Source organism: Brevibacterium oceani (assembly GCF_013623835.1).
Lineage (GTDB): Bacteria > Actinomycetota > Actinomycetes > Actinomycetales > Brevibacteriaceae > Brevibacterium > Brevibacterium oceani.
On record NZ_JABKDE010000002.1, the window covers coordinates 589,266 to 602,395 of the forward strand.

Annotated in this window: 12 protein-coding genes; 8 read left to right on the forward strand and 4 right to left on the reverse strand. The window is 64.3% G+C overall.

Annotation, left to right across the window (positions count from 1 at the left end):
- Positions 1 to 28 precede the first annotated feature (28 nt).
- On the forward strand, positions 29 to 874 hold the full coding sequence (locus HK401_RS06165; protein ID WP_181273765.1) for a ParA family protein: 846 nt from the start codon (positions 29 to 31) through the stop codon (positions 872 to 874).
- A 303-nt stretch (positions 875 to 1,177) separates the two neighbouring features.
- On the opposite strand, the gene HK401_RS06170 is transcribed toward HK401_RS06165, so the two are convergent.
- Both HK401_RS06170 and HK401_RS06175 read right to left on the reverse strand, forming a co-directional pair.
- Positions 1,178 to 1,759: a MerR family transcriptional regulator gene (locus tag HK401_RS06170; RefSeq protein WP_166971694.1), complete on the reverse strand. Its 582-nt coding sequence runs from the start codon at positions 1,757 to 1,759 to the stop codon at positions 1,178 to 1,180.
- 230 nt (positions 1,760 to 1,989) lie between these two features.
- Complete coding sequence (locus HK401_RS06175; protein ID WP_181273766.1) at positions 1,990 to 2,769, reverse strand: lysophospholipid acyltransferase family protein; 780 nt, start codon at positions 2,767 to 2,769, stop codon at positions 1,990 to 1,992.
- 105 nt (positions 2,770 to 2,874) lie between these two features.
- On the opposite strand from HK401_RS06175, the gene HK401_RS06180 reads away from it, so the two are divergent.
- The 3 genes from HK401_RS06180 to HK401_RS06190 are packed head-to-tail and all read left to right on the forward strand — an operon-like array spanning position 2,875 to position 5,960.
- A complete protein-coding gene (locus tag HK401_RS06180) occupies positions 2,875 to 3,663 on the forward strand; it encodes an alpha/beta hydrolase (RefSeq protein ID WP_181273767.1) in 789 nt (262 codons plus the stop codon).
- Positions 3,664 to 3,691: 28 nt separating this feature from the next.
- Positions 3,692 to 4,153 (forward strand): hypothetical protein, encoded by a 462-nt coding sequence (locus HK401_RS06185; protein ID WP_181273768.1) that lies wholly within the window; start codon positions 3,692 to 3,694, stop codon positions 4,151 to 4,153.
- 49 nt (positions 4,154 to 4,202) lie between these two features.
- Positions 4,203 to 5,960 (forward strand): DEDD exonuclease domain-containing protein, encoded by a 1,758-nt coding sequence (locus HK401_RS06190; protein ID WP_181273769.1) that lies wholly within the window; start codon positions 4,203 to 4,205, stop codon positions 5,958 to 5,960.
- On the opposite strand, the gene trpD is transcribed toward HK401_RS06190, so the two are convergent.
- The gene (gene trpD / locus HK401_RS06195) at positions 5,928 to 7,049 is read right to left on the reverse strand and encodes an anthranilate phosphoribosyltransferase (protein ID WP_181273770.1); all 1,122 of its coding nucleotides are present in this window, start codon (positions 7,047 to 7,049) and stop codon (positions 5,928 to 5,930) included. The genes HK401_RS06190 and trpD overlap by 33 nt on opposite strands.
- A 179-nt stretch (positions 7,050 to 7,228) precedes the next feature.
- Here trpD and ctaE point away from each other — a divergent pair, with 179 nt between their 5' ends.
- Genes ctaE through qcrB form a run of 4 tightly spaced genes read left to right on the forward strand, consistent with a single transcriptional unit; the run spans position 7,229 to position 11,464 of the window.
- Positions 7,229 to 7,903: an aa3-type cytochrome oxidase subunit III gene (gene ctaE, locus HK401_RS06200; RefSeq protein WP_219921724.1), complete on the forward strand. Its 675-nt coding sequence runs from the start codon at positions 7,229 to 7,231 to the stop codon at positions 7,901 to 7,903.
- A gap of 57 nt (positions 7,904 to 7,960) precedes the next feature.
- On the forward strand, positions 7,961 to 8,746 hold the full coding sequence (gene qcrC, locus HK401_RS06205) for a cytochrome bc1 complex diheme cytochrome c subunit (protein WP_181273772.1): 786 nt from the start codon (positions 7,961 to 7,963) through the stop codon (positions 8,744 to 8,746).
- Positions 8,747 to 8,795: 49 nt separating this feature from the next.
- Entirely contained in the window at positions 8,796 to 9,839 is a 1,044-nt protein-coding gene (qcrA, locus tag HK401_RS06210) for a cytochrome bc1 complex Rieske iron-sulfur subunit (RefSeq protein ID WP_181273773.1), read from the forward strand.
- Entirely contained in the window at positions 9,836 to 11,464 is a 1,629-nt protein-coding gene (gene qcrB / locus HK401_RS06215) for a cytochrome bc1 complex cytochrome b subunit (protein WP_181273774.1), read from the forward strand. Before qcrA ends, qcrB begins: the two co-directional genes overlap by 4 nt.
- Before the next feature lie 438 nt (positions 11,465 to 11,902).
- Here qcrB and HK401_RS06220 read toward each other — a convergent pair whose 3' ends face one another.
- Complete coding sequence (locus tag HK401_RS06220; protein WP_181273775.1) at positions 11,903 to 12,832, reverse strand: putative endonuclease domain-containing protein; 930 nt, start codon at positions 12,830 to 12,832, stop codon at positions 11,903 to 11,905.
- Positions 12,833 to 13,130: the final 298 nt, after the last annotated feature.

The window sequence follows — 13,130 nt, forward strand, 5'->3', positions numbered from 1 at the left end:
GCACGGCCCGATACGTTACCGTAGGAGGGTGCTTGTCCTCAGTATCAGCAGCCTCAAAGGCGGAGTCGGTAAGACATCCGTGACGCTCGGTCTCGCCTCGGCGGCATACAGCAGGGGAATTCCGACCCTAGTCGTCGACATGGACCCCCAAGCGGATTCGTCGACCGGCCTCGATGTGCCGACCTCGACGCGGGTCGATATCGCCGATGTTCTCGCTGCTCCGAAGTCCCAGAAGATCCTGTCCGAGGCGATCATCCCCTCGGGGTGGGTCGGCGATAAGCTCGGGCATCTCGATGTGATCTCCGGTTCGCCTCGCGCCGCCGAGTTCGATCGCCCGTCGCTGTCGGAGCGCTATCTGCGTCGGCTCGAGGACGCGCTCAGTCGGATTGCCAAGGGATATCGTCTCGTCCTCATCGACTGTCCTCCCAGCCTCAACGGACTCACCCGCACGGCGTGGACGGCGAGCAACCGGGTCGCCGTCGTCACCGAACCGAGCTTGTTCTCCGTGGCCGCTGCCGACCGTGCCCTGCGCGCGACCGATGAGCTGCGCCAGCGCGGGGCGAGTGACCTGCAGCCGCTGGGCCTCGTGGTCAACAGGGTTCGTGCAGGGTCGACCGAGCACGACTACCGCATCCAGGAGATGCGAGAGATGTTCGGGCCTCTCGTGCTCAATCCGCCGCTGGCCGAGCGGGCAGTGATGCAGCAGGCCCAGGGGTCCGCCCGCCCCATCCACTCATGGCCGGGCAAACCCGCCGAGGAGGTCGCCGGTTCCTTCGACGCCCTGCTCGAGCGTGCGCTGCGTTCGGAGAGCATCCGCAGCCGACGCGGCAGCGCTGCGGCGAAGCCGGAGAAGCAGAAGGCCGACAAGCAGTAGCGGAGCAGCAGCAACCGGACGAGGAGTCGCGCCCCGCTGCGAACCCTGCCGGCGCGGGCCGGAGCGGCCCGGGGGAAACCCGGAGCCACCACAACTGTATGTCCGAAGTGCCCACGCAGTGCATTTATGCACTGCGTGGGCACTTCTGCTAGACACTTACTCGGACGAGGCCACGGACCAGGCACCGCCTCACCGCGCACAAGATCTCGTGCGGGAGCACCAACCCCACCGGGAATCGCGGAGGCGGTCCACCCTGTCGGATGGACCGCCTCGGCGATGGTGGTGGGAACTCGGTGAGACTCCTCAGCCGCTCTTGCGTGCGCGACGAGCGGCCAGCTCGTCCATAGCCTCGATGACGGCGTCGTCTTCGGGGATCCGTTCGCTGGGAAGTTCGGAGAGCGTTCCTTCGACCTCGTTCCAGACGCGGCCGACGGCGATGCCGAACACACCTTGGCCGCCCTGCAGGAGGTCGACGACCTCATCGGGCGAGGTGCACTCGAAGACGCTGGCGCCATCGGACATCAGAGTGATCTGAGACAGGTCCTCGACACCGCGGGACCGCAGATGATCGACCGCGGTGCGGATCGACTGGAGCCCGACGCCGGTGTCGAGGAGTCGCTTGACGATCTTGAGGACGAGGATGTCGCGGAAGCTGTAGAGTCGCTGGCTGCCGGATCCGGTTGCGTTCCGGATCGACGGGGTGACCAGATCGGTGCGGGCCCAGTAGTCGAGACGACGATAGCTGATGCCGACGACCTTGCAGACGGTGGGACCGCGGTAGCCGGCCTCTTCGTCGAGAACGGGCAGATCATCATCGAACAGCAGCCCTTGGGCTGCTGACGGCATCGGCGTCATGTCGACGCTTTCGTGACTTGAGCGGTTCACACCGACTCCTCCTTAAAGTCCCTGGGGGAAGCGAAGGTCGCTTGGAAGGACCGAGAACATAGTCATTCTAGCCCTCTTCCCAGCGAACCTACAGTGGGATTCAACAACTCCAAGTTATTCTGCCTGCCCGGTCAGGACAAACACCGCAAGGTAACGATTTCTGCGTGTCGCCGTTATCGCAGTATTCGAACACGAACCGCGGCCGTCGGATGGAGCCGGTGGTGAGGGCTTCAGGGCTTCTTCGGCGGCGTGTCCGGCTTGTCGTCCTCGGCGCCGTGGCCGGCACCGGCGGACGGATCCTCGGGCTTTTCGGACTTCTTGGGCTTCGCGCTGGTCAGCAGCTTCGTCTTCACGGTCGAGGCGTAGGTGTCGACGTATTCCTGGCCGGAGAGTCGCATGATCTCGTACATGATCTCGTCAGTCACCGAGCGCAGCAGGAACCGGTCGGTCGGCAGCCCGGAGTATTTCGAGAAGTCCATCGGGGAGCCGAAGACCACGCCGACACGACGCAGCTTGGGCACGAGCCTGCCGGCGGGCTGGAGCTTGTCGGTGCCGATGATGGCCACCGGAATCACGGGCGCGCCGGATTCGAGGACGAGCCGTGCGATGCCGGTCCGGCCGCGATAGAGCTTGCCGTCGGGTGATCGGGTGCCTTCGGGGTAGATGCCCAGCGAATTGCCCTCGCCGAGGACCCTGAGCCCGGATTCGAGAGAGGCTTGCGAACCCGATCCTCCGCCGCGGTCCATCGGAAGCTGGTTGTTGAGCTTGAAGAACCAGCGGGTCACCGCCCCTTTGATCCCGCGACCGGTGAAGTAGTCCTTCTTTGCAAGGTAGACCACTGGCCGCGGAGCGAGAAGAGGGACGAAGATCGAGTCCATGAAGTGGTTGTGGTTTCCCGCGATGATCGCCGGGCCGTCCGCCGGCAGATTGTCCAGGCCGCGCACCCAGGGACGGAAGAGGATCCGCAGGATGGGTCCGGCGAGGACTCGCTTGAGAAACCAGTAGAACACGCGCACCCTTCCATGTACGACTCCTTGTCGTCCTCGGCAATCATATATCCACACGAACCGTGAACGGCGATGCCCAGACTATGTCATTCGTGCCATGCTGGATGCATGGAGATCGATTTCACACCTCGGGCCGATCCGATGGCCGCCTACAGCAAGGTCGTCGGATCCTCGAGCGCGGTCCTCTTCCTGCACGGGCTGACCGGCTCACCCGTGCCCTGGGTGCCGATCGCACGCGCGGTCGCGGCTGAAGGCATCGACGTCAGTGTGCCCGTCCTGCCCGGCCACGGCACCACCTGGCGGGATATGGACTCCACCGGGTGGGCCGACTGGCTCGCCGCGGCCCGCGGCGAACTCGGTCGACTGCAGGCCGCTCATGATCGCGTCACCGTCGCCGGACTCTCCATGGGAGGATCCCTCGCCCTGGCACTCGCGGCCGCGGAAGGCGCGCCCGACGAGATCGTCGTGGTCAATCCCGCGCTCTACATCGACTCCCCCTTCGCACCTCTGCTGCCCGCCCTCCGCCGAGTCGTGCGCACCATCCCGTCGATCGGCGGCGACATCGCCCACCCCGATCGCGATGAGCGTGCTTACCCCCGCACTCCCCTGGCACCGCTGGCGACCTTCCACCGGGCGCTGAATGTCCTGCGCGAGGACCTGTGGAAGATCGACCGCCCGGTCACCGCCATGATCTCCGGTGAGGACAACGTCGTCGGCCCGCGGTCGCTGCGCGTCCTGCGCTCGCGGCTGCCGCACCCGCCGCGCATCGTCACCCTGCGCCGTTCCCGACACGTCGCCACCCTCGATTTCGACGCCGACACCATCGCCGAGGTGGTGCTCGACCGAGCTTGCACCGACACCGTCGACGGAGCCGGGAGGAGCGCGGGCGGGGAATAGCCCTCGCTCGCAGATTGCTGTGACGGATATGGATGACGAGCACGACCCCACGACGCCGGAGGACGGCCGGGAGGACGACGGACGGGAAGACTGGAGGGACGAGGTTCCCGATTCGGAGCGGATCGGCCGCGATCGTTCGCGCATCGGCGACGATGAGTGGGAGGACCTCGTCCGACAGATCGCCGAGCCCTCGGCCCCGATGGGTGATATCCCCGCCGAGGAGGTCCGTGCCGCTCTCGACGACGATCATTGGCAGCCGGGACCGGCCGAACCCATCGGCTGGCGCACCGCCTCCCCGACGCTCGTACTGTCCTGGGCGGCCGCCCTCGGCGCTGTCGCCCTGCTCCTCATCGGGGTCATCTTCTTCCGTCCGCTGCCCGGCTGGTATCTTCTCATCGGACTCGCCGTGGGCGTGGGCGGCGGCATCGGCCTGTTCTTCCACCTCCCGCATCACCGGTCGCCCGATGACGGCGACGGCTCCTCAGTGTGAGCACAGCATCGCTGCGCCCGTGTCATCGGCGGCTGAGACACTGGAGACCATGACCGTTCCATTCGACCGCGCCCCCAGCGCTCTGCAGAATACACAGCTGTCCTTCGACAGCCTCGGCACACCGCTGTCCGATGTCACGTTCGTCATCGTCGACCTCGAGACCACTGGCACCAGGGCGGGCCAGTCGGAGATCACCGAGATCGGTGCGGTCAAGACGCGCGGCGGTGAGGTGATCGGAGAATTCCAGTCACTGGTCAAACCCGAGAAGTCGGTCATCAGCCCCTTCGTCGCCCGGCTCACCGGCATCACCCATGCGATGGTCGACGACGCCCCCTCGATCGCCGCGGTCCTGCCGAGCTTCCTCGAGTTCTCGATCGGTGCGGTCCTCGTCGCCCACAACGCGCCGTTCGACATCGGCTTCCTGCGTTCGGCGTGCGAAAGGCTCGACTACCACTGGCCCGCGCCCACCGTCCTCGACACCGTGACACTCGCCCGGCGAGTCGTCGGCCGCGATGAGGTCCGCAACCACAAACTCTCGACGCTTGCCGCTCACTTCGGCACCCAGGTCGCTCCCGATCACCGTGCGCTCTCCGATGCGCGGGCGACCGGGGAGCTGCTCCACCACCTGTTCGAGCGCTTCGGCGGCTACGGGGTGACCACCCTCGAGGAGCTGTCGACCGTACGCCAGTCCGGGTGGGCGAAGAGACAGGCGAAGTCGCACCTCGCCAAGGGAGTGCCGACATCACCCGGCGTCTACATGTTCCTCGACGGCACCAGGCGAGTCCTCTACATCGGCAAGTCGGGAAATATGGCCCGCCGCGTGCGCGGATACTTCAATGCCTCGGAGAACCGCGGCCGGATGGCGGAGATGATCACCGCTGCGCAGGAGATCAGCTGTCTGCCCTGCGCACACGCTCTCGAAGCCGAGGTCAGGGAGATCCGGCTCATCGGCGAACTCGCCCCGCCCTACAACCGACGCTCGAAGAATCCCGAGCGGAACTCGTGGATCGTGCTCAGCGACGATCTCTTTCCGCGGCTGTCGGTGGCACGTTCGGACTCGGCACTCGAGCGCTCTCCCGCCCCGCCGCTGGGTCCTTTCCGCTCGCGTAAACGCGCCCAAGCGGTCAAGGAGCTCCTCGACACCCTCTACCCCGTGAAGAGGTGCACAACGAAGGTGACGAAACGCAGCCTCGGCGAGCACCGGCCCTGTGTGAGCGCCCAGGTCGGCCAGTGCGGAGGACCCTGCGCGGGTATCACCGACCCCGATGCCTACCGGGAGAGCATCGCAGAACTCTTCGACCTCCTCGGCGACGATCTGTCCTCACTGCAGCGCCTCGGCGCCGAACGGATGCAGCGCCTGGCAGGCGAAGCGCGCTTCGAGACGGCGGCGGAGGTCCGCGACGCGCTTCGGTCCGCGGTCACGACCGCCGCCCGCGCCGAGGACGTCGCCGGTCTGCGTGCCGTGCCGGAGATGCTCGCCGCCGCGCCCGGGTTCGAGTCCGGCTGGGACCTCGCGGTCATCCGTCACGGACGACTCGCCGGAGCCGGCCACGTCACTGCGCGATCCGGCATGGCGGAGGCCTTCGCTGCGTTGCGATCGACCGCGGAATGGGTGCCGGCACCCGGACCGCTGCCGCGGAGCACCGACTCGCTGCCGGAAGAGACGCGACTGCTGGCCGGCTGGCTCGAGACCGCGGAGCTCATCGATGCTGCGCCGGCCGACGACGCCGGCTGGTCACTCCCCCGCGCAGGCGCCAACGCCCATGCGCGGGCCTCAGGTGCGATTGGCCTCGGCGACGCGATGTGAGACCTCGATGAGCTGATCGAGCTTCGCTGCACCGCTCCCGTCGTCGATCGTCCCGATCGCCGTCTGCAGCTTGGTCGCGAGTCGCTCGGTGAAGGTTCCGATGGCGGATTCGTCGGCGGCGACGAGAGCCGCGGCCGCATTGACGGCCACGATGTCGCGGACCGGTGACCGTTCTCCTGAGAGCACAGCACGCGTGATGTCGGCGTTCTGCTCGGGCCCGCCGCCGCGCAGGTCGTCCTTCGTCGCCCGGTCGATGCCGAGGTCGAGGGCATCGAAGCTCGTGTGCTCGATCTCGCCGTGCCGGACCTCCCAGACGTCGTTGACCGCAGTGTTGCTCAGCTCGTCGAGACCGTCACGAGACCGGAATACGACCGCCTGATGACCGCGCTTGGCCAGCGTGCCCACGACCAGCGGCGCCATCTGCGCGTCCGCGACTCCGATCGCGGTGTGACGAGCTCGTGCCGGATTCGTCAGCGGACCGAGGATGTTGAATGCCGTGGGCACGCTGATCTGTCGGCGGACCGCGGCGACGAACTGCATCGAGGGATGGAAGACGTTGGCGAAGCAGAAGGCCAGCCCGACCTCCTGGGCGATCTGTCCGGTCTGCTCGGGCGTGATGTCGAAGCGCACGCCGAGGGCTTCGAGCACGTCGGCAGACCCGGAGGCAGAAGAGGTCGCCCGATTGCCGTGCTTGACCACCCGCTGACCGGTGGCCGAGATGATCATGGCCGCGGTCGACGAGATGTTCGCCGTCTTCGCTCGGTCACCTCCGGTGCCCACGATGTCGACGGAGTCCTCAAGCCCCGGCAGGGGCACGGCGTGATCCATCATCGCCGACACGAGCCCGGCGATCTCGTCGACGGTCTCGCCCTTGGTGTGATGGGCGGCGAGGAATGCGGCCATTGTCACATCAGGTGTCTTGCCCGACATGATCTGATCCATCGCCCAGGCCGCCTGGTCCCCGGTGAGGTCCTGCTGGTGCATCAGCGCCATGAGCAGGTCCGGCCAGTTCTGCGCGGCTGCCTGTTCCGGGCTGAGGGCCGCAGAGGCCGGTGCTGCCGGTGTGGTCAGGGGCGTGGAATCGGTCATCCGGATGAACTCTCGCTAGGTGTCGCCGCCGCCCCGCAGTACGGGGCGGCCCTTACCTGCGGCATCCTATCCTGTGTTCGACACGCGGGCAGAAGTGACTTGCGAAACGAGATTCCAGCACCAGATCGCGGTTTTCGCTACATCGTGTAGAAATTTCTTTCCCGAAACCTGGGTAAAAGATGAAAACTCACCCCCAGACGGGTAATAATGGGGTTGTGTCAACTGCCACTGCATCTCAAACAGCGCCAGCACATCCGGTTGTCAATCGCCCGAATGTGACCACGGTGGGCTTCATCGTGTTCCTCGCGAGCGACCTGATGTTCTTTGCCGCGCTCTTCGCCATGTACTTCACCATCCGATCCGTTGTGCCGGAGCTGTGGGAGACGAGGACCGAGATCCTCGACATCCCGTACGCCCTCGGCAACACGATCATCCTGGTGTCGTCTTCGTTCACCTGCCAGCTCGGTGTGTTCGCCGCCGAGCGGTTCCGTCCTCGGCGGACCGGATCCCTGTTCAACATCTCCAAGTGGGGAATGGTCGAGTGGTTCTACCTCACCTTCCTCCTCGGAGCGGTCTTCGTCTCCGGTCAGGTCATGGAGTACGCGACCCTCGTCAGCGAGGGAATCGCCATCAACTCCGACGGGTACGGCTCCGTCTTCTACCTGACGACAGGGTTCCACGGCATCCACGTGACCATCGGCCTCATCTGCTTCCTGCTCGTCATCGGGCGTTCCTACGGGGCGAAGAAGTTCGGCCACCACGAAGCCACATTCGCGATCTGCGTGTCCTACTACTGGCACTTCGTCGATGTCGTCTGGATCGGCCTTTTCGGCGTCATCTACCTGCTGCAATAGCCGGTCTGAGATGCTCGGCCCCCACGACTCACAACACTTCAAGCAAAGGACGATCAAGTGAAGCTTCTAGCAGATCGCCGCAGACATCCCATGGCGCTGGTGGCGCTTCTTCTCGTGGGACTGCTGCTGACCGGCGGAGCCTATGCACTCTTCACGCAGACTTCGAGCGCCAAGGCAGACACAGCCAGCGCCTCGGACATCAAAGAGGGCAAGAAGCTCTTCCAAGCCAACTGCGCCACCTGCCATGGTATGAACGCAGAAGGCTCGAAGGCCGGACCGGGCCTCATCGGCGTAGGCGCCGCGGCAGTCGACTTCCAGGTCGGGACCGGACGTATGCCGCTGCAGGCCAACGGCCCGCAGGCACGTGTCAAGGAACCGCAGTTCGACGATGAGCAGACCTCGCAGCTGGCCGCCTACGTCGCTTCGCTCGGTCCCGGCCCCGCAGTGCCCGAGGACGAATACCTCGACGCATCGAAGGGCGACCCCGCTGCAGGCGGCGGCCTGTTCCGCACCAACTGCGCGATGTGCCACAACGTGGTCGGCGCCGGCGGTGCCCTGACACGCGGCAAGTATGCACCGAACCTCTCCGAGGTCTCGGAGAAGCACCTCTACGAAGCGATGCAGACCGGCCCGCAGAACATGCCGATCTTCAACGACGCGAACCTGACCCCTGACGACAAGCGCGATGTCATCGCCTACGTCAAGGAAGTCTCGGACAACCCCTCCCCCGGCGGATTCAAGCTCGGATCGCTGGGACCGGTGGCAGAGGGTCTGTTCATCTGGTTCTTCGGACTGGCAGCCGTCATCGGTATGACAGTGTGGCTGTCATCCAGGGCCAAGTGAGTCCGGCTGTGTCGTTCACCATCCATCACGAGAATAGACGGGGAATTCAATGACCTCGAAAGAGCACTCCGGCGGCGGCAGCCAGCTCGAGGAGTTGAACGGGTTCACCAACCCGGGTCTGCCCGAGCACAAGCCGCGCTTGTCCGATGCGGATCCGCGGGCCCAGAAGGTCGCCGAACGACAGGTCGCGGGATGGTTCGTCCTGTCGATGGTCGGAACCATCTGGTTCATCGTCGCCTACTTCCTCTTCTCCCCCGGCGAGTCGATGCGAAGCATCCGTCTGCACACCATGTTCGTCGGCCTCGGTGCCGCCGTGGCGATGTTCTCCATCGGCTTCGGTGCGGTGCTGTGGGCGAAGAACCTCATGAGCGATCACGAGGGAGTCGACGAACGCCATGACATCGGCGGCAGCGAAGAGGATCAGGCGATCGCGCTCGAGATCCTCCACCAGGCCAAGGAAGAGTCAGGCATCGCCCGACGCCCGCTCCTGCGCAACACGCTCATCGCCGCCTTGGCCATCGCACCGCTGCCTGCGGTCCTCGTCTTCCGAGACCTCGGACCGCTGCCCGGCGACAAGATGTTCAACACGTTGTGGTCGAAGGGCACCCGCCTGATCCGCGACGTCGGCGGAATCCCCGCGGTCGACTCGGAACGTCCGATCAAGGCCGATGAGGTCACCATCGGATCCGCCTACCACGTTCTGCCTTCCGGCATCGGCGACGAGGAGGCAAGCGAGCACCCGCTGAACGAGAAGGCCAAGGCCGCTGTTCTGCTCATGCGCATCGATCCGAAGGAGCTCAAGGAAGATCCGGACCGCAAGGACTGGTCCCACGACGGAATCGTCGCCTACTCGAAGATCTGCACGCACGTCGGCTGCCCGGTGGCACTGTACGAGCACCAGACCCACCATCTGCTGTGCCCGTGCCACCAGTCGACCTTCGACGTGACCGAACACTGCAAGGTCATCTTCGGCCCGGCCAAACGACCGCTTCCTCAGCTGCCCATCACCGTGGACAGCGAAGGCTACCTGGTTGCCCAGTCGGACTTCCCTGAGCCTGTCGGACCTACGTTCTGGGAGATCAACCACCCATGAGTACTACAACGCCAACCACCACCATCGGGAAGGCAGCAAACTTCGCCGAGACTCGCGTTGGGGCTTCGGTCCTGGTCCGTGAGTTCGGTCGCAAGATCTTCCCGTCACATTGGTCCTTCATGCTCGGTGAGGTCGCTCTCTACAGCTTCATCATCGTCGTCCTCTCCGGAACGTTCCTCACGTTCTTCTTCCAGCCCGCCATGGGTGAGCTGCACTACGAGGGTCCCTGGTTGCCTCTGCGCGGTGTGGAGATCTCCGAGGCCTACGACTCGACTCTGCGGATCTCGATGGAGATCCGCGGCGGCCTGTTCATCCGTCAGATGCACCACTGGGGAGCCCTCCTCTTCGTCGCCGCTCTGAGCATCCATATGCTGCGCGTGTTCTTCACCGGGGCATTCCGCCGTCCGCGCGAGCTCAACTGGGTCGTCGGTGTCCTGCTGGTCATCATGGGCATGGCCGCCGGCTTCACCGGCTACTCGCTTCCCGACGATCTGCTCTCGGGCAACGGCCTGCGCATCATCGACGGAATCCTCAAGTCGCTGCCTCTGGTCGGCACCTACATCTCGTTCTTCCTCTTCGGAGGCGAGTTCCCCGGCATCGACATCGTGGCGCGTCTCTACACGCTCCACATCATGATCGTGCCCGCTCTGCTCATCGCGCTCATCGGCATCCACCTGGTGTTCGTGGTCGTGCACAAGCACACTCAGTACCCGGGTGCGGGCAACACCGAGAAGAACGTCGTCGGTGAGCCTGTCCTCCCGACATTCGCGGCCAAAGGCGGCGGATTCTTCTTCCTCATCTTCGGTCTGCTCTCACTGATCTCGGCACTGTTCACGATCAACCCGATCTGGAACTACGGACCCTACGACCCGTCGCCGGTGTCTGCAGGTACCCAGCCTGACTGGTACATCGGTTGGGCCGACGGATTCCTGCGCATCGTGCCGGGCTGGTTCGAGTTCTACATCTTCGGATGGCCGATCTCGCTGAACATCAACAGCGCCGTGATCGTCATGGGCGGCGTCTTCCTCGTGATGTTCGTCTACCCGTTCTTCGAGGCATGGCTGCTCAAAGACAACCGTGAGCACCACATCCTCGATCGTCCGCGCAACAACCCGACTCGCACGGCCATCGGTGTCGCAGGAATCATCTTCTACTGCAACATGTGGGCCGCCGCTTCGGGTGACATCATCGCTGTGTTCTTCCAGATGTCGCTCAACGATATGATCTACATCTTCCGCACGGTGTTCTTCCTCGGACCGATCATCGGCTACATCATCACGAAGCGGATGTGCATCGCTCTGCAGCGCAAGGATCGTGAGATCGCTCTGCACGGCCGCGAGACTGCGCAGATCATCCGTCTCCCCCACGGTGAGTTCCTCGAGCGTCACGAGGCACTGCCCCCGCACAAGCTGTGGAAGCTCACCGCATTCGAATCGCCGGAATACAAGCCGGCCGAGCCGAATGCCGAGGGCAAGGTGACGAAGTCGGAGAAGCTGCGCGCACGACTGTCACGGTTCTTCTTCGAAGATCGTGTGGCGCCGGTGACGAAGCACGAGCTCGAGGCTTCGCATCACGACCATCACGATGCTGTCGAAGGTTCGGACAACAAGCAGCTCGGTCACTGACCGGTCGCAGTCGAGATCTCAGAGGGGCTCAGCAGTTGAATCTGCTGAGCCCCTCTTCGCGCATTCGTCCGCGTTCTGCCGATTCCGGACGAATAATGTCCGCGCGTCGTTCATCCTGGCCTGCGGTATTGGGCTGCTGTGCTGAGCACGTTTGCCGTGCAGCCACGAGTCCTGGTGAGAGATCCCGCGGCACACAGCCTGGCACCTCTACCACCAGGGCTGAGCCATCACCGTCGACCTCTTTCCTGGGCTCGGAAGTCAACGCGCTCAACCTCGACCTCCACGGCGCCTGACAGCCGCTGCCAACGATTGTTCGGTCGATCCAACATGGTCTCGCTGGCCGAAACGCGCCGGATCGACCAAACAATTTGTTGAGGACAGGGAACGGACGTGTTTCTCGCTTACGGCAGCGGCAGTGGAGGCTTCCCGGCGGGGCGCTCAACCGAGATATGACGCGAGAAGCTGTTTGAACCTCGCCATATCGGTGCGTTTCGAGACACGAAGAACCACCCACCCCTCGGCCTCCAGCAGCTGCCGGCGTTCGATGTCCACACCGAACTGGATGGACGACGTCCTGTGGTGGTCACCTTCGTATTCGATGGCGAGTTTGATATCGGGGTATCCGAGGTCAGGATGCAGAGTCGCTCCAACCAGCGAGCAGTCTACTGACGGGTGGACGACAGGCTCCGGGAACCCGTTGTCGATGATCCACAGGCGCAGCCAGGTTTCGCGCGGAGAGTCGACCGTTTCGCGGATCAAAGCCAACGCCCGTTCAGCCTTCTTGCGTTCCCGAAGGTAGCCGCTTGCCTCAGCATGAGCGCGAAGTAGATCGAGACTGGTGATCGGGCCGCTTCGACGGCGGCTGATGGCAGCGTCGCCCACCGCGATCAGCTCATTGTCGTAGAGCTGTGGCGCGAGTGCGAAGAACAGGTCGGTGCCGGAGATGATAGGCAGATCGTAGAAATCAGTTCTGTCGAATGCGGCTCTGCGCCGGAGTCTCACCCTCGCCCGACGGATACGCAGATAGGGATCGTCGCTGATGACATGAGTGCTGCGATCGATGACGCGATTGGGAAGCGGCAACCCATAGAGCACGGCCGCGGTCAGCGAATCGGCGACGATACTCGGGTGCAAGAGGCGAAGCGCCGAAAACTTGGTCCGCTGTTTCAGCCAGTTCCGGTCGGCCCATGGAGGACAGAGCACCATGGTGGAGGGGGCTGTCTCGATCCAGACACCGCGGAAGACCTGCGTGAACCGGGACTTATCTTGCAGAGCGAACTTGGTGAACCCCCGCGCCTTGAGATCATTGCTTGTGAAAGGGACGGGGGCCGTCTGAAAGTCCGCCGGCGATCGAATCGTTCTGCGCATGAATGACAGGATGGAATCCCGGCTACCGTGAGGGAATGCCCCAGGAATCGCCTGTGGACATTTCTCGCGGGTTCACAGCAGAGTACGTCTGAGTGCCGAATCCACTGCTTCCCCGCCGAGCTTGATGAACCTGGACTTCGGTCGCCGCATGGAGCGATTCGAAAGAGACGGCCGTCCACAGGATTCGGTGGTGGAGTGGGGCATCCGGAGTCGGGATCGAGGCGGGTCTTCGGCGAATTGTTCGGTCGATCCAACGTGATTTCGACGTCCAGAACGCCGTGGATCGACCAAACAATCG